Source organism: Streptomyces sp. NBC_01384 (assembly GCF_045040035.1).
Taxonomy (GTDB): domain Bacteria; phylum Actinomycetota; class Actinomycetes; order Streptomycetales; family Streptomycetaceae; genus Streptomyces.
In genome coordinates, this window is record NZ_CP109559.1 from 9119532 (window position 1) to 9141700 (window position 22169).

Annotated in this window: 16 protein-coding genes and 3 pseudogenes; 10 read left to right on the plus strand and 9 right to left on the minus strand. The window is 69.0% G+C overall.

Annotation, left to right across the window (positions count from 1 at the left end; all coding sequences use genetic code 11):
* Positions 1 to 42: 42 nt before the first annotated feature.
* The 3 genes from OG747_RS41950 to OG747_RS41960 form a co-directional block, all read right to left on the minus strand.
* Positions 43 to 858 (minus strand): SDR family NAD(P)-dependent oxidoreductase, encoded by an 816-nt coding sequence (locus OG747_RS41950; RefSeq protein ID WP_405884577.1) that lies wholly within the window; start codon positions 856 to 858, stop codon positions 43 to 45.
* Positions 855 to 1613 (minus strand): SDR family oxidoreductase, encoded by a 759-nt coding sequence (locus tag OG747_RS41955; RefSeq protein ID WP_405884578.1) that lies wholly within the window; start codon positions 1611 to 1613, stop codon positions 855 to 857. The genes OG747_RS41950 and OG747_RS41955 overlap by 4 nt, the downstream gene beginning before the upstream one ends.
* Before the next feature lie 210 nt (positions 1614 to 1823).
* Positions 1824 to 2054, minus strand: a complete 231-nt coding sequence (locus OG747_RS41960; RefSeq protein ID WP_405884579.1) for a hypothetical protein — start codon at positions 2052 to 2054, stop codon at positions 1824 to 1826.
* Positions 2055 to 2325: 271 nt separating this feature from the next.
* Between OG747_RS41960 and OG747_RS41965 the strand changes: the two genes are divergently transcribed.
* The 3 genes from OG747_RS41965 to OG747_RS41975 are packed head-to-tail and all read left to right on the plus strand — an operon-like array spanning position 2326 to position 3331.
* Positions 2326 to 2520 (plus strand): hypothetical protein, encoded by a 195-nt coding sequence (locus OG747_RS41965; RefSeq protein WP_405884580.1) that lies wholly within the window; start codon positions 2326 to 2328, stop codon positions 2518 to 2520.
* Positions 2517 to 3014, plus strand: coding sequence for a hypothetical protein (locus OG747_RS41970; RefSeq protein WP_405884581.1), 498 nt, complete (start codon positions 2517 to 2519; stop codon positions 3012 to 3014). The genes OG747_RS41965 and OG747_RS41970 overlap by 4 nt, the downstream gene beginning before the upstream one ends.
* The gene (locus OG747_RS41975; protein WP_405884582.1) at positions 2996 to 3331 is read left to right on the plus strand and encodes a transposase; all 336 of its coding nucleotides are present in this window, start codon (positions 2996 to 2998) and stop codon (positions 3329 to 3331) included. The genes OG747_RS41970 and OG747_RS41975 overlap by 19 nt, the downstream gene beginning before the upstream one ends.
* A 136-nt stretch (positions 3332 to 3467) precedes the next feature.
* Here the strand turns inward: OG747_RS41975 and OG747_RS41980 are convergent.
* Positions 3468 to 3593 (minus strand): annotated as a pseudogene (locus tag OG747_RS41980) (IS3 family transposase); the annotation flags it as partial.
* A gap of 184 nt (positions 3594 to 3777) precedes the next feature.
* Between OG747_RS41980 and OG747_RS41985 the strand changes: the two are divergent.
* From OG747_RS41985 to OG747_RS42000, 4 genes are all read left to right on the plus strand, one after another.
* On the plus strand, positions 3778 to 6942 hold the full coding sequence (locus OG747_RS41985; protein ID WP_405884583.1) for a discoidin domain-containing protein: 3165 nt from the start codon (positions 3778 to 3780) through the stop codon (positions 6940 to 6942).
* A 293-nt stretch (positions 6943 to 7235) separates the two neighbouring features.
* Positions 7236 to 10796: a choice-of-anchor D domain-containing protein gene (locus tag OG747_RS41990; RefSeq protein WP_405884584.1), complete on the plus strand. Its 3561-nt coding sequence runs from the start codon at positions 7236 to 7238 to the stop codon at positions 10794 to 10796.
* A gap of 76 nt (positions 10797 to 10872) precedes the next feature.
* Complete coding sequence (locus OG747_RS41995; protein WP_405884585.1) at positions 10873 to 12846, plus strand: discoidin domain-containing protein; 1974 nt, start codon at positions 10873 to 10875, stop codon at positions 12844 to 12846.
* Between the two features lie 127 nt (positions 12847 to 12973).
* Positions 12974 to 13303 carry a MarR family winged helix-turn-helix transcriptional regulator gene (locus OG747_RS42000; protein WP_405884586.1) on the plus strand — a complete coding sequence of 110 codons (330 nt, stop codon included), beginning with the start codon at positions 12974 to 12976 and terminating at the stop codon, positions 13301 to 13303.
* A gap of 149 nt (positions 13304 to 13452) precedes the next feature.
* Here the strand turns inward: OG747_RS42000 and OG747_RS42005 are convergent, their stop codons facing one another.
* From OG747_RS42005 to OG747_RS42020, 4 genes and pseudogenes are all read right to left on the minus strand, one after another.
* Entirely contained in the window at positions 13453 to 14385 is a 933-nt protein-coding gene (locus OG747_RS42005; RefSeq protein ID WP_405884587.1) for an LLM class F420-dependent oxidoreductase, read from the minus strand.
* 110 nt (positions 14386 to 14495) lie between these two features.
* A pseudogene (locus tag OG747_RS42010) lies at positions 14496 to 14792 on the minus strand (DUF5995 family protein); the annotation flags it as partial.
* A gap of 4 nt (positions 14793 to 14796) precedes the next feature.
* Complete coding sequence (locus OG747_RS42015) at positions 14797 to 15540, minus strand: SDR family oxidoreductase (RefSeq protein ID WP_405884588.1); 744 nt, start codon at positions 15538 to 15540, stop codon at positions 14797 to 14799.
* A gap of 261 nt (positions 15541 to 15801) precedes the next feature.
* Positions 15802 to 16452 (minus strand): nuclear transport factor 2 family protein, encoded by a 651-nt coding sequence (locus tag OG747_RS42020; RefSeq protein WP_405884589.1) that lies wholly within the window; start codon positions 16450 to 16452, stop codon positions 15802 to 15804.
* Positions 16453 to 16749: 297 nt separating this feature from the next.
* On the opposite strand from OG747_RS42020, the gene OG747_RS42025 reads away from it, so the two are divergent.
* Entirely contained in the window at positions 16750 to 17388 is a 639-nt protein-coding gene (locus OG747_RS42025) for a TetR/AcrR family transcriptional regulator (protein WP_405884590.1), read from the plus strand.
* Between the two features lie 467 nt (positions 17389 to 17855).
* Here OG747_RS42025 and OG747_RS42030 read toward each other — a convergent pair.
* Positions 17856 to 17987 (minus strand): annotated as a pseudogene (locus OG747_RS42030) (AI-2E family transporter); the annotation flags it as partial.
* Here OG747_RS42030 and OG747_RS42035 point away from each other — a divergent pair.
* The gene (locus OG747_RS42035) at positions 17923 to 18114 is read left to right on the plus strand and encodes a hypothetical protein (protein ID WP_405884591.1); all 192 of its coding nucleotides are present in this window, start codon (positions 17923 to 17925) and stop codon (positions 18112 to 18114) included. The pseudogene OG747_RS42030 and the gene OG747_RS42035 sit on opposite strands and share 65 nt — an antisense overlap.
* A gap of 566 nt (positions 18115 to 18680) precedes the next feature.
* Positions 18681 to 22160, plus strand: coding sequence for an AAA family ATPase (locus tag OG747_RS42040; RefSeq protein WP_405884592.1), 3480 nt, complete (start codon positions 18681 to 18683; stop codon positions 22158 to 22160).
* The last annotated feature ends 9 nt before the right edge of the window (positions 22161 to 22169 follow it).

The window sequence follows — 22169 nt, forward strand, 5'->3', positions numbered from 1 at the left end:
TCCGGATGCCCCGGCCGCCGAAACGGCGGCCGGGGCGAGTCGTCAGTCGACGATGACTCCGCCGGTCAGGTTGGCGACGGTGCCGGTCATCGCGGATGCCCGGTCGGAGGCGAGGAACACCGCCGCCTGCGTGAGTTCGGCCAGCGTGGTCGGGCGCTTGCGGTGGCTCATCCCACCCGCTACCGCGGTGAACTGTTCCTTCGTGATGCCCAGCGCGTCGGCGTGCAGCCCGTACACGACGTCGATGACCGGTGTCTCCACCATGCCCGTGGTGCGCAGGCAGACCGCGCGAACACCATGCTGGGCCCATTCGGCCGACAGTGCCCGGTTGAGACCTTCCATCGCCGCCCAGCCGACGCTCATGCCGCCCACCAGGGGCATGGGCAGGCGGGCCGGTTCGGGTGTGTGCATCATGATCACGCCCGACCGCCGGGCGATCATGTGCCGCGCGGCGGATTTCGCGGTGATGAAATGAGCCTGGGCATACGTGGTGATCGGGCGCAGGAAATTCTCGACCGGCAGTTCGGTGAGCGGGATGCCCTGCAATCCCACCGGCGAGATTCCGATCGCGTTGAACGACACGTCGATGCTGCCCGCGTCGGCGATGACCGCGTCCAGGTGCTCGGTCACGGCTTTTTCGTCCCCGGCGTCCACGACAGCGGTCTCGACCGCTCCACCCGCGGCGGCGATCTCCTTCGCGACCGTGTCGATGACGTCGAGATTGCGCCCGGTCAGGAACACCCTGGCACCTTCGTGAGCGAAACCGCGGGCCACCGTACGACCGACTGCGCCGCCCGCGCCGTAGACGACGACATTCTTGTTTTCCAGCAACATAACCTTCTCTTTCTGGTTGTTCACGCCAGCGCGTGAAGTCCGTGGCCGGTGAGCTGGTACTCCCGGTGCTCGTCCTGGTTGTCGGTGTCCTGGCACAGCCGCGCGATCTCGGCGCCGACGATGGCCGGCGTGAGAAGCGGTTGCAGTGCCGCCGTGAATGTGTTGGTGTCGATTCCCTGCCGCTGGGCGTATGCGGCGACCCCGGCGGCGCCGAGTTCGGTGGCAGGCGTCAGTTGCGGCAGCACGGTGGCGAAGCCGATGCCGAGCTGGGCGCGGCGGGATTCATCGGCGGCGTATCCGGCGAGAAATCGGATCATCGCCTTTGCGCCCGAGTATCCGCCGCTGAGCGGTGAGCCGCGCAGGGCAGCCCCGCTGGATATCGCCACCACCAGGCTGCCTGGCGTCAGCGGGCGCCGCAGTGCCGCGCGGATCCAATGGAAAGCGTGTTGGGTGTCGACCTGCCAGTTGCGGCTGAACGATTCCCACGACTGTTCCTGTACCGGGCCGACGGCGGGTGTCGCGCCCGCGTTGAGCACGAGCAACGTCGGTTGGTGTTGCTCGATCAGGGTGCGGGCGGTCTCCGCGTCGGTCGCGTCGGCGACTACCGGGACGAACGCCGCACCCAATCGTCGGTGCACGTCCGCCAGGTCGTTGGCGGTGCGCGCAACACCGACGACCTGGTGACCTTGGTCGATCAGCGCGGCGGCGATCGCCGATCCGAAGCCGCGGCCGGCTCCGGTGACCACCGCCGTGGTCTGTGACTGGCGCGATGAGCTCATACCTATACAGAGGCGAGCTCATCGCGAAAGTCATCGCTGCGGCTCGGGTCGGGTTGCCGACACGGATTCGTCGAACAACCTCAGCGTCATCACGCCATGCGTGGCGGTACCGCCCGCACACTGCCGCAGCGACCATCGCGACACGCTGTCGTCGCGGAACAACCTCGCCGTGCCTATCAGTCGGCGGGGGACCTGGGCCGCCGCGCGATCTCACTGTTCGAGCAGACCCACACCGATTTCCAGCGGGTGCTGGGCGGTGACCACCCGGACACGCTTCGATCTCGGAACAACCTCGATCGCCAGCGGGATCCCGTCCAGCCGCTGACACCACGCGACGACCTCGGCGCGGTTGTCGTCACACAGGACAAAGCGCGCCCGCGCCACGAACAACGCCAGCGTGTCGTTGCTGTGCTCGTCAGCGTCGGTGCCGGGCTGCGGCATCGGAGGCACTGGGAGCACGAACTCACCCGCCAGCGCCACCGGCTGCCGACTCGGCGGTCGGCCGGCGGGTCGTCGCGTGGTCGGTGGGAATAGCCAGCCGGCTTTCTCATCGGAGCGGAGTCCATCCGGTGTCGAGTCCTCGGCGCGGAGCCGAGGATCTGGATCTCTGCCGGTCGCCGCGCGTGCTAGCCGTAGACGGTAGTGCTCATGCCGTTCCCGCCGCGCGCTGACGGGCCAGTGTGAGATACACGTCGGGGCTGTCTCCGACGTAGTGGCGCCGACCGTCGTCGTCGGTCCAGACCGCGCGGCGGCCGGCTACCGGCGGCTGCTCGTCTGGGCCCGCAAGCTGGGGACGGTGCGCCGGGCCGGTGTGGAGGGCACCGGCACCTTCGGAGCGGGCCTGTCCCGCTACCTGCTGGCTCAGCACGTCCAGGTGTCCAGTACCGGGATCCCAAGGTCGACGTGAACCGGCCCGACCGGACCGACCGCCGCCTGCGCGGCAAGTCGGACCCGCTCGATGCCCAGAACGCGGCCCGGGCGGTGCTGAGCGGGCGAGCGCGCGCCCAGGCCAAGTCAGGCGATGGACCGGCGCAGATCGCCCGGATGTACAAACTCGCCAAGGGCTCGGCAGTCAAGGCCCGCACCCAGGCGATCAACCAGCTCAAGGCCGTCCTCGTCAGTGCCGGCCCGAACCTGCGGGAAGAACTGGCCGGGCTGGGCAATGCAGAACTCTTCCGGACCTGCGCACGGCTCGCCGACGACAACAAGAGTGACGGGAACGGGGAAGAAGCGGTGCTGCAGGCCACCCGCATCACCCTGTGTCTGCTGGCCCAGCGCGTCGGACAGCTCACCGAGCAGATCCGGGACTTGGACGGCCGCCTGGTCCGGCTCGTGGCACGCCACGCTCCGCAGCTGCTCAGGGTGGTGGGTATCGGTCCAGAATGGCCGTCTCTTTGCTGATCACGGTAGGGGACAACCCGGAACGCCTGGGCAGTGAGGCGTCCTTCGCCGCGCTGTGCGGGGTCAGCCCTGTGGAGCGTTCCTCGGGCAGTCGGCAGTACCGGCGTCTCAATCGTGGCGGTGACCGGCAGGCCAACGCCGCCCTGCACCGGATCGTGCAGACTCGCCTGCGCTTCGACCCGCGCACCCAGGACTACTACGAACGCCGCATCAAGGAGGGCAAGACCCGACGCGACATCGTCCGATGCCTCAAACGCTACGCTGCCCGGGAGGTCTTCCACCTGGTCAGGCCCACACAGTCATGCCCCCCGTCATAGGGGCTGTGTGAGACGACTAAGCTCCGCCGGGCCGGGCGGTTTCCAAGGGTTGTTGCAACACGTGATCGGTTGCATCAAGCAGCGAGCAGTTTGTGCAGGCGCTCGGCTGGGGGCCCTGAAGCGAGGACACCGTTTGCTACGCGGCAGCGGCCAGCGTAACTGATCGCTGTTCGAAGGCGATCGGGCTGATGTAGCCAAGCCCCGAGTGCCTGCGTCGCGTGTGGTAGCGGGTGACCCACCGGAACACTGCGAGACGGGCCTCACGAATCTGCACCGGCAAGGCGCCGAGGGGCCATGCCATGCTCCATCCGATATTTGCGGGTTTTAGTAAGAAACTTGCAATGACTTGCATGGCTCATTCTTTACTTCGTCAGAATCTAGCGGGGTGGAAGGGGGCTCTGTACGGTCGGGGCGCCGGTTTCCCGCTCTCCTTGAAGGAGCATCAGATGCTGACGATCCCCAGACCCCGGCGACTGGCGGTGGCCGCCGTCGCCGCGGTCGGCGCGATGTGCGTGTCCGTCTTACCGGCCGCCGCCACACAGGGGGCGCCGCCGTCCAAGGCGCTCCGGGCCGGCCCGACGGCCCACGCTCCCCGGCAGGCGCAGGCGCAGGCGCAGGCGCAGGCGGCAGCGAGTGCGGCGGTGGGTGCGACGACGCCGTTCTCGGTCTACGAGGCCGAGGCGGGAACGCCAGGCGGGGGAGCGGCCGTCCGGTCGCTGACCTCGGCGCCGACGACGCAGTACTCAAGCCCCGCCTTGGAAGCTTCGGGCCATTCCTATGTCCACCTGGGCGGCACGGGCCAGTCGGTGCAGTGGACGAACACCACCGGGCAGCCGATCTCCTTCGTCAACGTCCGCGCCGGCATTCCGGATTCGGCATCCGGCGGTGGTGTCACCGGAACGCTGAACCTGTACGTCAACGGGGTGTTCCGGCAGGCGCTGAACCTCAACTCGCGTCAGAGCTGGGTGTACGAGGGCAACGGCAACTACAACACGAGCGACAACCAGAACCCGGCCGACGGCGACCCGAGGGTCTTCTGGGACGAGTCGCACACCTTCGTCACCGGGTCCCCGATCCCGGCGGGCGCCACGTTCTCGCTGCGGAAGGACTCCGACAACAGTGCGTCCTTCTACGACGTGGATTCCGTCGACGTGGAGAACCCGCCGGCGCCGCTGACGCAGCCGGCGAACTCGATCTCGATCACGAGTTGCGGTGCGGTGGCGGACAACAATCCGACCAACGGCGCGGCCGACAGCCAGTCGGTGGACAGCCGGGCCGCCATCCAGAACTGCATCGACCAGGCCCAGCAGCAGGGAAAGACCCTGTGGATCCCCAAGGGCACCTTCTACGTGAAGGGCACCGCGGGACTGAACGCACAGGGGATCACCATCGCGGGCGCGGGCATGTGGTACAGCACGGTCTACCGTGACGTCCCGCTCCCCAACAGCACGCCGCTGGCGGCACTGTTCGACCTGACCTCCTGCACCGTGCGGAACTTCCACATCGACGCCAACGCCGTCAGCCGGAGCACCATCGGCGGGGACGGCGGCGCGATGGACACCACCGGCACCGGCTGGCTGGCCGACGGCATCTGGACCCAGCACACCATGTCGGGCTTCTGGGCCTCCGGCACCGGCGGGAAGGTGGAGAACAGCAGGCTGACGTCGATCTGGGCGGACGGGATCAACGTCAACAACGTGTCGCTGGGCGCGGACACCGGGAACAACCTGACGGTCACCGACAACTTCGTCCGCGGCACCGGGGACGACGCGATCGCCATCAACTCGGTGAACTACAACACCAACAGCGACGGTTCCAAGACGTACTACAACCCGATGAGCAATGTCACCGTCAGCAACAACACCTCGATCGCACCGTGGGGCGGCAAGGGTGTCGGGATCTACGGGGGCAGCGGCCACCAGGTCAAGGACAACTACATCAGCGACACGGCCCGTTACATCGGTCTGGGAGCCGGGCGCTTCGGTGTCAACGGCAGCGACCTGCTGTCCGCGACCGTGACGGGCAACACCGTGGTCCGCTCCGGCGGCAACGCCTACAGCCAGGGCCAGCCCGCCCTGCACGTCGGCAACGGCGGCGACGGACAGAACACCGGGACCGTCGACAAGGTCACGGTGACCGGCAACACCGTCACCGACTCCCTCTACGACGGGATCGGCTTCTCCACCTCCACCAACACCCTGCTGCAGGGCAACACGGTGAGCAACCCCGGCCGCAACGGCATCGCGATCTCACCGCCGTTCTACCCCGCGCCCACCGGCTCCGCGACGATCACCGGCAACACGGTCACCGGGCTCGGCTCCGGCGCCTCGGCCTTCGTCAACAACTCCAGCGGGTTCGTCGCAACGGTGAGCGACAACCACTGGCCGCCGGCCGCTCCCGAGGGCCCCTACGGCGGCAACCCTGCCGCCGTGCCCGGCATGGTGCAGGCGGAGGACTACGACACCGGCGGCCAGGGGGTGGCCTACAGCGTCACCTCCGTCAACGGCAACGCCAACTCCTACCGCGCCGACGGCGTGGACCTGGACAACACCGCGGACACCGGCGGCGGTTACAACCTGGGCTGGACCAGCGGCGGACAGTGGTTCCGCTACACCGTGGACGTCGCCACGGCCGGCACCTACACCCTCGGCCTCCGCGTCGCGGCTCCTTCCGCGGTGGCAGGCGCGCTGCACCTGTCGGACGCCTCCGGCACCGACCTCACCGGAGCCGTCGACCTGCCCGCCACCGGCGACTGGCAGACCTGGGCCACCGTGACCACCCATGTGGTCCTGCCCGCCGGCCGGCAGATTCTGACTCTCAACCAGGACAGCGGCGGCTGGAACATCAACTACCTCGGCTTTGCCGCGGGGAGCGGCTCACCGTCGGCCACCCTGACCGCGTCTCCCGGATCACTGACCTTCGCCGACCAGGCGGTGAACACGACCAGCGCCGCGCAGACCGTCACGGTCACCAACTCCGGCACCGCCACCGCCTCGATCACCGGGGTCACCGCCGGCGGTGACTTCGCCCAGACCAGCACCTGCGGCACCTCCCTGGCCGCCGGAGCGAACTGCACGGTCTCCGTCACCTTCAGACCCACCGCCTCCGGCACCCGCACCGACACCCTCACCCTGACCGGCAACCAGTCCGACAACCCCACCACGGTGGCCCTGTCGGGCACCGGCACCGACACCACCGGGACCGACCTCGCCGCCGGCAAACCCACCAGCGAGTCCAGCCACACCGACGTATACCCGTCGTCGAACGTGACGGACGGCAACCAGGGCTCCTACTGGGAGAGCGCCAACAACACGTTTCCACAGTGGGTCCAGGTCGACCTGGGCTCGGCCCGGAGCGCCTCCCGCGTGGTCCTGCAGCTGCCCGCCACCTGGGGCGCCCGAACCCAGACCCTGACCCTCAGCGGCAGCACCGGCGGCACCACCTTCACCACCCTGAAGTCCTCGGCCGTCTACACCTTCGACCCGAACGCCAAGAACACCGTCACGCTCACCTTCCCCGCTGCCACCCAGCGCTACTTCCGCGTCACCATCACCGCCAACAACGGCTGGCCCGCGGGCCAGGTGTCCGAATTCCAGATCTGGAACTCCTGACCCCGCCCTCTCCACGGTGCCGCCGGACACGCCGTCCGGCGGCACCGCCATGTGCGCGGCCCGGTGCTGGATGCAGCCTCAAGGCGTCGCATTAGATCTTGCGGGCTAAATTTTTATTGTTGCAATGTTCTGTCTAGTTCTTGCGTGTCCATGTCGACGATATTACGGTCCCCCTCGCGTCGTCAGCGCCCACTGTCTTCCCCCTGTCTCCCGTCTCCCCTTGAGCCCCGTCCCTCCCTCGCTGGCGGAGCAAGCGGCATAGTTCCGGCATTTCGTGATGAAAGGAGTGGTAAGTGTTCCATTCCATCCGAGATCTGAGACGAGCCCTCGTCTGGGCAGTCAGCACCGCGATGCTGGCCGCCGTCGGCGTCTTCGCTCTGGCTGTCCAACCTGCTTGGGCGGCGACCGTTGCCACTGGCGGCAGCGGCGCGAGCCTGCCGTACGTCGAGGTGCAGGCGGAGAACTCCGCCACCAACGGCACGCCCATCGGCCCCAGTTACACCCAGGGCCAGTTGGCTGACGAGGCGTCGTACCGCAAGGCGACGACGCTGCAGGGCACCGGCGAGTACGTCACGTTCACCACGCCGGTGGCGACCAACTCGATCAACTTCCGGTACAGCATCCCCGACACCTCGGGCGGCTCGGTCTACACCGCCTCGCTGTCTCTGTACATCAACGGCGTCAAGCAGCCCGACTTCACCCTGACCAACGCCTACAGCTGGTACTACGGCAGCTACCCCTTCACCAACTCACCGGGCAGCAACCCGCACCACTTCTTCGACGAGGCCCACCGCCTGTTCTCCACCACCTATCCGGCGGGAACGACCTTCAAGCTGCAGGTCGATTCGGGGGACACGGCCTCCTCGTACACGATCGACTTCGCCGACTTCGAGCAGGTCGGCGCCGCCCTGACCGCACCCTCGGGGTCGGTGTCGGTGACCAGCAAGGGCGCCGACTCAACCGGTGTGACCGACGCGACCAGCGCGTTCAACGCCGCGATCAGCGCGGCAGGTTCCGGCGGCACCGTGTGGATCCCGCCGGGCACCTACAACATCCCCGGCCACATCAGTGTCAACAACGTCACGATCGCCGGCGCCGGCATGTGGTACTCGACCGTCACCGGCACGGCACCCGGCTTCTACGGCAACTCCGCGCCCTCGGCCAGCACCAACGTGCATCTCCAGAACTTCGCGATCTTCGGCAATGTGCAGGAACGCGATGACAGCGCCCAGGTCAACGGCATCGGCGGCGCGATGAGCAACTCGACCGTGGCCGGCCTGTGGATCGACCACATGAAGGTCGGCGCCTGGATGGACGGGCCGATGGACGGGCTGACGTTCAGCGGCATGCGCATCCGCGACACCACCGCGGACGGCATCAACTTCCACGGCGCCGTCACCAACTCGAAGGTGACCAACAGCGACATCCGCAACACCGGTGACGACGGCATCGCCACCTGGGCGGACTCCGGTATCGGTGCCGACGCCAACGACACGATCTCCAACAACACCGTGTCACTGCAGATCCTCGCGAACGGCATCGCGATCTACGGCGGCCACGACAACACCGTCAGCGGCAACCGGGTGGTGGACAGCGGCATCACCCAGGGCGGCGGCATCCACGTGGGGCAACGCTTCACATCGACGCCGGTCGGCACCACCACCATCTCCGACAACACCATGATCCGGGACGGCAGCCTCGACCCGAACTGGCAGTTCGGCGTGGGCGCACTGTGGTTCGACGGCAGTCAGGGCGCGATCACCGGCCCGGTCAACGTGACCAACGCGCTGATCCAGCAGAGTCCGTACGAGGCGGTCCAGTGGGTCGAGGGCACCATCAGCGGGGTCAACCTCAGCAACGTGACCATCGCCGGCACCGGAACCTTCGCCCTGCAGGAGCAGACCGGCGGCGCGGCGAAGTTCACCAATGTCACGGCTACCGGCGTCGGCTACTCGTCCCCGGTGTACAACTGCTCGGGCGGCAACTTCGTCGTCACCGACGGCGGCGGCAACTCCGGCATCAGCGGCACGCCGTACTGCGGCGGTTGGCCGGCTCCGGTGTATCCGCCGTACCCGTCCGAAGGTGTGACGGCCACCCCGGGCGCGCTGAACTTCGGTTCGGTCGCGACCGGTTCGACGAGCGACGCACAGACTGTGACGGTCTCCAACCCGACCAACACCGCCGCGTCCGTCTCGTCGATCTCCACCAGCGGCGACTACTCCCAGACCAACACGTGCGGTTCGTCGATCGCGGCGAACGGCTCGTGCACCGTCAGTGTGAAGTTCGCGCCGACGGCGACCGGCAGCCGTAGCGGCGCTCTGACCGTCAACGCGGGCGGCATCACCAACACGGTCAGCCTCTCCGGTACCGGCACCGCGCCGGGTCCGGTTCTGAACACCGACCCGGCGAGCCTGTCCTTCGCCGGTACGGTGGTCGGCTCGTCGGCCACCGCGCAGACGGTGACGGTGACGAACTCGGGCACCGCATCGGCGACCGTCTCGGGCGTCGCGGCGACCGGTGACTTCAGCCAGACCAACAACTGCTCCACCCTCGCGGTCGGTGCGTCCTGCACGGTGAACGTCGGGTTCAAGCCCACCGCGGGCGGATCCCGTACCGGCAACCTGACGGTCACCAGCAACGCCAACAACAGCCCGACCGTGGTCTCCCTGACCGGCAGCGGCATCGACAGCACCACCAATGTCGCCGCCGGGCGGCCGGCGTCGGCGAGTTCGAGCAATAGCCCGTACGTCGCCTCGAACCTCACCGACCCGGACGCGTCGACGTACTGGGAGAGCGCGAACGGTTCGTTCCCGCAATGGGCCCAGGTCGACCTCGGCCAGAACTACGGCGTCGGCAAGGTCGTGCTCAAGCTCCCGCCGGCGACGGCGTGGTCGGCTCGCACGCAGACCCTGTCGGTGCAGGGATCCACGGACGGTTCGAGCTTCTCGACGATCAAGGCATCGGCTGGGTACACCTTCGATCCGAACACCAACAACAACACGGTGACCATCACGTTCAGCGCCGCCACGGCGAGATACGTGCGGGTGAACATCACCGCCAACACAGGGTGGAACGCCGCCCAGTTGTCGGACTTCGAGGTGTTCCCCAGCGATGGCGGCTCCTCGAACGCGACCTTGTCGGCCAGCCCGACGTCGTTGTCGTATCCCACCCAGGCGCTCAACACCGCCAGCAGTGCGCAGACGGTCACGGTGACCAACACCGGAACCGCGGCCGCGACCGTCTCCGGCATCACCGTCACGGGCGACTTCTCGCAGACCAACACCTGCGGGACGTCAATCGCGGCGGGTGCCTCCTGCACGGTGGACGTCACGTTCAGGCCCACCGCGTCCGGCACCCGCACCGGCGACCTCAGCATCGCCAGCAACGCGTCGAACGGCACGACCACGGTCGCGCTGACCGGCACCGGTGCCGGCACGGTGAGCAGGAACCTGGCAGCCGGCGCGGCCACCACCGAGTCCAGCCACACCGACGTGTACCCGTCGTCGAACGTGACGGACGGCAACCAGGGCACCTACTGGGAGAGCGCCAACAACGCCTTCCCCCAGTGGGTCCAGGTCGACCTCGGTTCCGCGCAGAGTGCCGACCGCGTCGTCCTCCAACTCCCCGCGGCCTGGGGCGCCCGTAACCAGACGCTGTCCCTGTCGGGCAGCACCGACGGCGCCGCCTTCACCACCATCAAGTCGTCGGCCACGTACACCTTCGACCCCACCACCAACAACACGGTCACCATCACGTTCACCGCGACCACCCAGCGGTACTTCCGGGTGAACATCACGGCGAACAACGGCTGGCCGGCCGGTCAGATCTCGGAGTTCCAGGTGTGGAACACCTGATCCGACCTGAGGGTGCCGCCGAGCGCACGCGCGCTCGGCGGCACCGACCACCGAAGAGGAGTCCAGAGGAGTCCACATGGGTGTCACACGCAGAGTCTTCTTACGGGCCGCGATCGCGGCCACCGCGGTGGGAACCGTGGGCGCCACCGAGACCGTACTCGCCCAGACCGCGTCAGCGGCCGGCCCGCCGGGTGACGTGGTCGGCAAGATCAGCGTCGGCTACCAGGGCTGGTTCGCGTGCATCGGCGACGGCGCGCCCATCAACGGCTGGTGGCACTGGACCCAGAACTGGGGCCAGTCGCCGTCCCCGTCCAACACGGCCATCAAGTGCTGGCCCGATGTGCGTGACTACACCAACACGTACCAGACGTCGTACGCCGGCCTCGGCAACGGCCGGCCCGCCACGCTGTTCTCCTCGTACGACCAGCAGACGGTGAACACCCACTTCCTGTGGATGCAGCAGAACAGCATCGACACCGCGGCACTGCAGCGCTTCAACCCCACCGGCGGCGAAGGACCCACGCGCGACGCCATGGCGACCAAGGTGCGCAGCGCCGCCGAGTCGTACGGGCGGAAGTTCTACATCATGTACGACGTGACGGACTGGACGAACATGCAGTCCGAGATCAAGACGGACTGGACGACCAAGATGTCCGCGCACACCGCGTCCTCGGCATACGCGAAGCAGAACGGCAAGCCGGTCGTCTGCATCTGGGGCTTCGGCTTCAACGACAACGACCACCCCTTCACCGCCGACGCCTGCCTCGACGTCATCAACTGGTTCAAGGGCCAGGGCTGTTACGTCATCGGCGGCGTCCCGCGCGAATGGCGGACGGGCACCGGGGGCTCACGGCCCGGCTATCTGGGCGTCTACCATGCCTTCAACATGATCTCGCCGTGGATGGTCGGCGCCATCGCCAATGTCACCGAGGCCGACAATGCCTACAGCACCTACACCCTCGGCGACCAGGCCGACTGCAACGCCAACGGCATCGACTACCAGCCCTGCGTCCTGCCCGGCGACGTTTCCGCCCGGCAGCGCGTGCACGGCGACTTCATGTGGCGGCAGTTCTACAACATGGTGCGGGCCGGGGTGCAGGGCATCTACATCTCGATGTTCGACGAGTACAACGAGGGCAACCAGATCGCCAAGACCGCCGAGACTCAGGCTTGGGTGCCCACCACCTCCGGATTCCTCGCCCTCGACGAAGACGGCACCGCCTGCTCCTCCGACTACTACCTGCGTTTGACCGGCGACGGCGGCCGCATGCTCAAGGGCCAGATCGCGCTGACCGCAACTCGCCCCACCCAGCCGACCGTCCCCACCGGCGGTGACACCACACCGCCCGCCGCGCCGGGTGCCCTGACCGTCACCGGGCACACCAGCAACTCCGTCTCGCTGGCCTGGAACACGTCGACCGACAACGTTGGCGTGACCGGCTACCGCGTCCTGCAGGTGTCCGGCTCGACCAGCACACAGGTGGGCACCACCAGCGCCGCCTCCTTCACTGTCACCGGACTCGGCGCGTCCACCGCGTACACCTTCGACGTCGTCGCACTCGACGCGGCGGGAAACGTGTCGCAGCCCTCCAACCAGGTCACCGTCACCACCGACCCCCCTTCCAGCACCACCAACCTCGCCCTCCACCGCCCCACCTCGGAGAGCAGCCACACCCAGACATACGTCTCGGGCAACGCGACCGACGGCGACACCAACACCTACTGGGAGTCCGCCAACAACGCCTTCCCGCAGTGGGTCCAGGTCGATCTGGGCGCCACGACCGGCGTCAAACGGATCGTTCTCCACCTTCCCCCGGCGACCGCCTGGGCCACCCGTACCCAGACCATCTCCGTCCAGGGCAGCACGGACGGCGGCACCTTCGCCCAGCTTCTTGCCTCGGCGGGCTACACCTTCGACCCGGCGACCGGCAACACCGCGACCCTCACGCTCCCCTCCACCGTCACCACCCGTTACGTACGACTCACCTTCACCGCCAACAACGGCTGGCCGGCCGGGCAGGTCTCGGAGTTCCAGGTCTTCGGCGTCTGATGAACAGAGGGCCTCGACCTTACGGTCGCGGTCCTCGTTGCGTTGTCGTAGGTGATGGTGATGCCCAGGGCGTCGTAGAGGGGCTCCTCCTTCTCGGATTCAGGCCGCCGAAGCCGTCCGTAAACCCGTGCGCCCTCACTGGCTCGTCCTCGCACTGGTGGGCGAAGGGGGGCAGCGCACTCACTCGGAGATCGGTGCGCAGCTCGGCATCGACAAGACGACGCCGGTCTCCCTGTTGGACCGACTGGAGCGGCAGGGGCTGATCGTCCGCACCTTCTCCGCACGTGATCGCCGGGTCCGCATCCCGGAGGCGACCGCCGCCGGGCTCACCCTGCACGACAAGGTGGCCGCGGCGCGCGATGAGGCGATCCATGAGCGGCTGGCGACCATCCCGGCCGCCCAGCAGGCGCTCCTGAGGTCGATGCTGTGGAGCATCGCCATGGGCTCCCCTCAATGAGGTGTTCTCGGCAACGTGACGGGTGTAGAGAGTCACCGTGCGGTCCGCAGGTCGCCGCGCGCCGGTGACCCGGCGTCAGATATGGGTGAGGCCCCGACCTCTACGACGAGATCGCGCCGGTCGAACTCCCCGAGGACTGAGCGAGCCGGTCAGAAACCGGCCGCACGGGCCGCCGAGTACACCTCGGCGGCCACGTCCTTCAGTTCCTGCGCGTCCCGCGCGGCCCACGAGAGGTCGACCAGGAACTCGTCGAGACCGATCTCGGCGTACGCCATCAGATCGGTTACGATCTGCTCGACGTCACCCTGGAAGGGCTGGCGGTCCGGCCCCTCGTACCGTTTGGCGGTGTAGTCCGGGTTCACGCGCACCACCGTCCGCAGCGGCCGGGTGCGGCCCCGCTCGGCGGCGAGATCCTGCAACTGGCGCCAGTGAGCGGCCACCTGATCGGGACCGTCGGCGTACGGCAGCCAGCCGTCGGCGTGGTCGACGAGCCGGCGCATCGCCCGCGGGGTGTTGGCCGGCACCAGGATCGGGATCGGCCGGGCCGGCTTCGGCCCGACCACGGCCGAGGCGATCCTCGTGATCCGGCCGTCCTCGTAGACCACCGGGTCCGGGCCCCACACCGCCCGGCACACCTCGAACACCTCGTCCATGACCTTGCCGCGCTCCTCGAACGGGCGTACCCCGGCGGCCGCGTACTCGTCGAGGGACCAGCCGCTGCCGAGGCCCGCGACCACCCGGCCGTCGCTCGCCGCGTCCAGAGTCGCCAGGGACTTGGCCAGCTGGAAGGGGATGTGCAGCGGCGCCACCAGCACGGCGGTGCCCAGCTCGACCCGCTCGGTGGCCGCCGCCGCGAGCGTCAGTGTGACCAGCGGCTCGGCCACGCCCCGGTAGGCGTCGGGCCAGGGCAGGCCCGGGACGCCGTACAGGGGCTGGGTCTGGGGTTCCGGGAACAGGGCCCGTTCGTAGACCCAGAGGCTGTCGTATCCGATGTCCTCGGCGGCGCGTGCCACGTCGGGCACGTCCTTGCCGAGGTTGTACTGCCGATTCTGCGGGAGACCGATTCCGAGCCGGGTCGCCATGGCATGCGCTCCTTAATGGTTGGTTGCGCAATCAAGCTCGCGCGACCAAGTTAACGTTATCTCGACAGGGTCAGGGCGATACGCGGCCGAGGTTGGCCTGAACGGATCCGTCAGTCCGGGAGCGGGGTCGGCAGCATCCGGTCCGCCAGTCCCGCGGCCCTGTCCAGCCGCTCAGTGAACTCCTCGACGAGGTCCTCGAACCTGCGCAGCACCCACAGCGCCCGAGCCGCCGCCCAGGTCGCGTCCCGGGCCCGCTTCAGGCTCCAGGAACCGAGCGGATGGGGCAGCGGATCGGCGATCTGGAGCAGGTCGGGACCCGGCATCAGATCCTCGCGGATGCGTTCCTCCAGCGAGATGAGCAGGTTGCCCACGCGGTCGAACTCGTCCTCCAGATCGGCCGGTTCGCAGTCGTCACTGGTTGGACAGCATGCGCAGCCTGCTGGCGTACTCGCCGCGGGCCTCGGCGAATCGCTCCGGTTCGACCGCCTTGACGAGGATCTCGTCCGGTTGCTCGCCGGAGCCGAGGATGTCCATGACCTCGTCGAGGAAGGCGTCGAGGGGGACGGCGGTCTCCGAGTCCTCCTGTCCCATCAAGGCGGTGCGTATCGCCGGGGGTACCAGTTCCAGGACGTCGATGCGGGTGTCCGCCAGCTGGACGCGCAGGCTCTCGGTGAAGGAGTGGACGGCGGCCTTGGTGGCGTTGTAGGTCGGGGCGATGGGCAGGGGGACGAATGCCAGTCCGGAGGACACGGTCATGATCGTCGCGTGTGGCCGGGTGGCGAGGTGTTCGGTCAGGGCGGCCACGAGGCGGATGGGTCCGAGGAGGTTGGTGGCCACCGTCGCTTCCGCCGTGGCGAGGAAACCAGCACCGTGAAGGTCCTCGGGCAGCATGATGCCGGCCATCGCCACCAGGACGTTGAGGTCGGGAAAGCGTTGCAGCAGCTGCGCGGTGGTGTCCTGGACGGAGACCGGGTCGGTGACGTCGAGCACGACGGACTCGACACCGGGGTTCTCCGAGACGATCCGCGCCAGCCTGTCCTCGCGACGCCCGGAGACGATGACCCGGTTGCCTGCCGCGTGCAGCCGCAGCGCGAGGCCGAGGCCGATGCCCGAGGTCGATCCGGCGACGAAGACGGTGTTGCCTGTGGGAATCAAGGGATTCTCCGGCTGTAGTCGATGACGGGGGACAGCGGATGGGGGCAATGGCGGTCTTGCGCCCGCTGGACAGCCGGGTGGCGGGATCACCATGGGTGAGCAGACGTCGCACGTCAGGCACTCGGACGGCTGCGCCGTGCCGGGTGACCGCGCCTCACCTCCAGGAGCCGCACGGCCCGGTTTGCGCCGGCGTGCCGGCAGTCGAGCTGGGCGGGTGATGCGCGGCCGGTAGCGCCGGGCATCACCCGCCAGGTGAGCGGGTCAGTGCTTGTTGACGGCCGAGGCCCAGTCGAAGTCCACGCCCATGTCGTGGTACATCTTCGAGTACCCGACGAAGCAGTTGAACGTCTTGACCTTGCCGTTCTTCAGGTACCAGAAGTCGGCGGTCGGCGCGGCGACCTTGTGGCCGTTCCCCTTGACGACTCCGGCCGGCGTCTGGAGTTGCCCGTCGAACGTGCCGTCGATCGACAGCTCGATGCTGATCGTGTCGCCGTTCACGGTGATGCGCTTGAGGTCGCGGTGAACGTTGGAGAAGAGGCCCTTCATGTAGGGCAGCACGGTGCCGAGCGCCTTCCCCCGATAGGCCTGGCCGCCGACCATGTCGTTGAAGACGCCGTCCTTGGTGAAGCTGTTGACGAACGTCGGGACGTCGATGTGGCTGCCCTCCGCCACGTAGTAGTCGCGCAGGACGACCGCGAGGTTGGCCTTCTCGTGCTTGGTCAGGTGGCGGTCGGTGAGCGGCAGCTTCGCCAGCTGGCGTGCGGTCAGGGTCGGGGCGGCCGTGGTGCTGTGGACCGCTGCCCCGTTGTGGGCGGGGCTTGCGGCCTGTGACGGCACAGCGGCGATGGAAAGACCACCCAGGACAGCTACCGCGGTCGCGGCGGTGATCGACTTCCGGCTGAGCAGCTTCATGTCGTGTTCCTCCAGGTCGGTACTCAGGATTCGAGATCCGCCGCAGCGGTCTCTGTCGCGCCCTTAGTAATTCAAACGCTCGCTTAACCTTATGAATGGCGGTGTGGGCTGTCAAGCCACTGTTTGAATTCTGTGGTCGCGCAGCCGCGGGGCATGCGTACCCGCCCGTGTCGCGGCTGGTCAGGCGGGGTCTGTGTCAGTGATCCGGGCCGGTGCGGCGTTCGGTGACCGGGGTTCGGCCTCGATCTGCGAGGTGACTGTTGACAATGTACTCAAGCATATGCTTGAGTACATTGCATGATACGGGCGGAAAAGACGGACCTGCGCCGGGAGGCCGGTCAGCGCACCCGGGAGGGCCTGCAGACGGCCGCCCTGGAGCTGCTCGCGCAACGGGGCCAGGAGGGCGTGACACTCCGCGAGATCACAGATCGCGCCGGAGCCAACGTCGCCGCGGTGAGTTACCACTTCGGGTCGCTGAAGAAGCTGTGCGACACGGCGATCGAGCACGCGTTGGAACGGTATCTGGACGACAAGATCCTGGAACTCGATTCCCTCGCCTCCACTGCGACACTCCATGAAGTGGCGGCGGCGTTCGCCCGGCCGATGGTGCGCGCACTGGCGGCCGGAGGGCAAGACCTGGACGTGATGCGGACCGTGGCGCGGGTCGGCATCGAACCCCCCAAGGGGTGGGAGCGGCTGGACGGCAAGTTCGACCGGAGCCGCCGGGGGGTCGTCCGGATGCTGGCCCCGAACCTTCCCGGAGTCGACGAGCAGGAACTGATCTTCCGTACGCGATGCGCGGCCGGCCTGCTGAACTGGCTCGCGCTGGCCCCCATCGGCACCGAGCTGGCCGCCCTGTCCGCCGAGCAGATCGAGCGGCAGTTGGTCCCCGTGGTGGCCGGGGCGTTCCGCGGGGACGCCGCCGCCGGCCGCTGACCAGGCCAAAGGCCACCGGAATCCATTTCATGCGTCTAGAAGAAGCCCAGCTTCTTCGGCGAGTACGACACCAGCAGATTCTTGGTCTGCTGGTGGTACACACGAAACTCCTGCTATGAGCTGCTGAAACGAGTCCGCTGTCGGTGGTGGAGGGCGACTTGGTCCGGAAATGGCCCGGATCTTGATCGCGGACAGGGGGTCGGACCATTCCCGGGCATTCGGCAGCTGAACGATGGGTTCAGCGACAGGCTCCGCGGGCTTGGTGGCGCACTCGGGCCATGTCCCGCTGAGCGGTGTGGCAGCGATCGATTTTCGGGGCGTGCCTGCATCAGTCCCCGCGGCCATGCGACGCCGAGACGCAGCAAGATCGCGCCACTCCACCGCTGCGCGGGACGTGATCGGCTTCTCCTGTCGCGGCCTCAGTTCGTTTCGCGATCGCCGGGTTCATTCGTCGGCTCGGAGGCCGGGGAGACCTCATAGCGAGGCAGATACGTGACCACGAAGGCCTGGATGGTGGCCACGGCGGGAATGGCTATGACGGCACCAACCGCTCCGAGCAGCGCGGCTCCGCCGAGTACGGACGCGAAGGCGGCGTCCGGCGGTGAGGTTGATGAGACAGCTCAGGGCGTCGGTCGCGCGATCGGGATCGCGGGTCAGGGCGGCGTCCAGCAACTCTTGGTGCTCGTCGGGCAGGGCGGGGTCGGCGGGTGCGGGGTCGGGGTGTGACCAGGGGCGGTAGAGCTCGGCTTCCTCAACGGAGGGACCGACTGCTCCTGAGCCCCTGACCTCTGACGGATGGCAGGCCGCCGGTTCGCCCCACCGGACCGGCGGCCTGCCCCGGCCTCGCCCGGACGGCAGGCCGTGACGGTCGCTGATGCCGGTTCGGCCCGGCCCGGCACGGTGCCGTCCGGAAGGAGGCGGTGAGCACCTCGGCGCCGGGGTCGGGCATCGCGTGTTCCCTCGGTCAGAGGTCGGCCGGAGGCGTCCGCCGGAGTGTGTTTTCTTTTGGGGCAGCGGGCCGACTGACGTTTCCCCACGACCGCCCGAGCCGAAAGCCACATGCTCAGCAGCTTCTGTGAGGACTCCTAAGCGTTGAACCGTAACTGCCTCGGCGGGGGACTCCGGAGATTTGCCCACCTCGGTGTCGGGGATACAGAGTTTTCCGGCGGCGACGTGGCATCGACCTCTGGCACGCCGTGGAGAGCCTCCGAGAGGAAGGGATCCGCGCTGTAGATTGACGGGTCATGCTCAACGTTAAGGTCCTGGGATCTATCGGTGCGGACATTGATGGTGTGCCGGTCTGCCTGGGAAGTCCCCGGCAGCGTGCGGTCCTGGCTCTCTTGCTGGTCAACCGCGGCCGTGTGGTGTCCGTCGACGGGCTCATCGAGCACCTGTGGCAGGGTCGGCCCCCGGAGAAGGCGGCGGCCTCTCTGCATGTCTACGTGTCGAACCTGCGTCGCGCACTCGAACCTGGCCGGGCGCCCCGCACCCCGGCCGGTGTCCTAGTCAGTGCCCCGCCCGGGTACGCGGTGCGTTTGCCCGAGGACGCGGTTGACGCCTGGCGGTTCGAGGCGTCGGTTCAGCAGGCGCGTACTGCGCCGCAGGCCGAGGCCCGGCGCCTGTTGGAGGAGGCTCTCGAGTGGTGGAACGGAGCGGCGTACGGCGAGTGGGCGGACGAGGAGTGGGCGGAGGCGGAGGTCGCCCGGTTGGGTGAACTGCACTTGGTGGCACGGGAGTTGGCGATCACCGCGACCCTCGCAACTGGGGCCCCGCGGGAGGCGGTGCCGGCGGCCGAGGCACTGGTGCGGGAGCATCCTCTGCGGGAGGAGGGCTGGCGGTTGCTGACCCTTGCGCTGTGGGCCAGCGGACGCCGCGCCGACGCGGTGGCCGAGCTGCGGCGGGCGGCCGGCGTGATGGCCGACGAACTCGGGCTGGGCCTCGGTGACGCCCTGGCCGAGTTGGAGAGGGCCGTGCTGGCGGGTCGGACCGAGGTCCTGCACGCGGCGGTACCGGCAGTACGAGCAGTACCTGCGATGCCCGCGGTACCGGGGCAGGTCGTACCGCTTCCGGAGGCTGGAGACACGGCGGGCGCCCCCTGGCCGGCCGGCGAGCTGTTCGTGGGCCGGGACGACGAACTGCGGACCCTGGACGAGGCGGCGCGCGACGCCCGGCGGGGCGGCGGCGTCGTCCTGGTGACCGGGGAGGCCGGGGCCGGTAAGTCGGCGCTGCTCGGCCGGTACCAGCGGCGGTTGCGGGAACAGGGCTGGACCGTGGTGGTCGGCCGTTGCCCCGAGTTCGACGGCGCCCCCTCCGCCTGGGCTTGGGTGGAGGCACTCGGCGCGCTGGCCCGTCGTACCCCTCCCACCGACCCGGACGCGCTCGGTGCGCTGCTTCAGGAAGCCGGCTACGGCGAAGCGGAAGAGAGCCGAGAGGAGGGCCGCGGGGGCGTTCCGGCGGGATTCCCGGGGCGGGGCGACAGGGCGTCCGTGGGGCGGTTCCGGCTGCACCAGGCGTTCAGCACCTGGCTGCGGGAGGCCGCTGCGGACGCGCCGCTGGCGGTGGTCGTCGACGACCTGCATCGGGCGGACGGTGAGACGCTGGCCCTGCTGGAACGGACTGCCGAACTGGTCGGATCGCCAGTGCTGGCGATCGCCGCGTACCGCCCGGCCGACGCGGCCGACCGGCTGACTGGGACCCTCGCCGAACTCGCTCACCGCTCGCCGTGCCGGCTGGCGCTCGGCGGACTGCCGTTGCCCGGTGTGGACACCCTGGTCAGGGCGGTGTGCGGGGAGCGGGTCGACCCGGCGACCGTGAGCGCGCTCGCCGAACGCACCGGCGGTAACCCCTTCTACGTCCGCGAGAGCGCGCGGCTGCTCGCCAGCGAGGGCGCCCTGGTGGCCGTGTCCGAGGTGCCGCAGGGCGTGCGCGACGTGCTGCGCCGACGGCTGCGGCAACTGCCCGCCGGGGCGCTGGCCGTCCTGCAACTCGCCTCCGTGGTGGGCCGCGAGACCGAGATCGGGGTGCTCGTCGAGGCCGCGGATCCGGCCCGGCACGACGAGCACACCGTACTCGACGCCGTGGAGGCGGCCGTCGTGGCCGGGCTGCTGACCGAACCGGCGCCCGGTGTGGTCCGGTTCGCGCACGCGCTGGTCCGCGACACCCTCTACACCGACCTTGTCGGCGTGCGCCGGGCCCGGCTGCACGCCCGGCTCGCGGAGGTGCTGCGGCGGCGCCGCCCGGACGACCTGGCGGCTCTCGCGCACCACTACGCCCGGGCCGTAAGCGCGCGGACGGCGTCACTCGCCGTCGAGTACTCGCTGGGCGCGGCCGATCTGGCCGAGCGGCGCTATGCCCATGACACCGCGGTCCAACTGCTCACTCAGGCGATCGAGTCCTTCGCGCTGATACCCGCCGCCGAGGACGACGCCATGACGAACGCCCGGGCCGGCCAGCTGGTCGCCCTGCTCGGCAGGTTGCTGCGGGCGGAGATACGGGCCGGGTCGATCGTGGCGGCGCGGCACACCCGACAGCGCGCCCTGGAGGCGGCCGAGGGCGTCGGGTATGACGAACTGGCGGCGGCGGCGCTAGGCGCGTGGATCGGCCCGGGGCCGGCGCTGAGTGGGCCGCGGGGACTCGCCGACCCGGCGGCCGTGGACCCGTTCGTCGACCGGCTGATCGCCCGCGCCGACCTCGACCCGGCCGTCCTCGGCCTCCTGCCGCCCACCCCCACAGACGACTGGAACCGGGACGAGAAAGGGGATGCGGCGGCCGTACGACACGATGCCGCACGCGTCGAAGGCGATACGGAGAGCACCGGGGTGGAGGACGACACCGCCGTGGGGGCCTTGGCGGAGATGGCCCGGCGGCTGGCGGTGGCTCGGGCGGTCGGGGATCCGCTTTTGCTCTCCTCCGCGCTGACCGTGGCGTCCGTCGTGACGCCGGAGAGGGTCCCGGACCGCCGCGCGTCGCTGGCGGCGGAGCTGCGGGTGCTCGGGTACGCGCACGACCTGCCAGCCAACAACTGGGTGCGCGAGCACACCGGGGCCATGGCCGCCGGGGCCCGCAACGACGTTGCGCAGGTCCGCCGGCACACCGGGGAGGGGCGGTCGATTGCCGAGCGGCACCGGCTGGTGGAGGCGGAGGCGGTCAACCTGTCGACCTTGGCCATGCTGGCCCATGTCGAGGGCCGCTTCGCCGAGTCCGAGGCCCGCTATACGGAGGTACGGGACCGCTTGCGCGCGCACGGTTCGCCGTACGGCGACTTCGTGCACGTCCTGGGGCTGACGACCGTACGGCTCGGCCAGGGCCGCCCGCGGGAGTCCGAACTGCTGCTGCGGACCCTCCCGCCGGAATCAACGCCCACCGCCGAACTCGCCCTCGGTGTCGTCCTTGCCCGGCAGGGCGCGCGCGATCGGGCTTACACGTTCGGCCGACGTATCCCGATCGCCGTGCCCGTCGTACCCGACCACCTTTATGGCATCGCCCTGTCCCTCCGGGCCGAACTGGCCTTCCTGCTTGGCGACATGACCGCTGCGGTGGAACTTATTCCGCTCCTGCTGCCCCTGCGCACCCAGCTCGCCGGCGCCGCCAGCGTCTCCTTCGCCACCCGCCCGTTCGCCCACTCGCTGGGCGAGTTGAACCGGCTACTGGGTGACGAGGCCGAGGCGCTACGGGAATTCGCCCGCGCCGAGGACGTGGCGCGGCGATGGGGTTCTCGGCACATGGTCGACGCGGCGCGGGCCGCCGCGGACGACCGGTCCGTCCGGAAGTGACGTGATGTG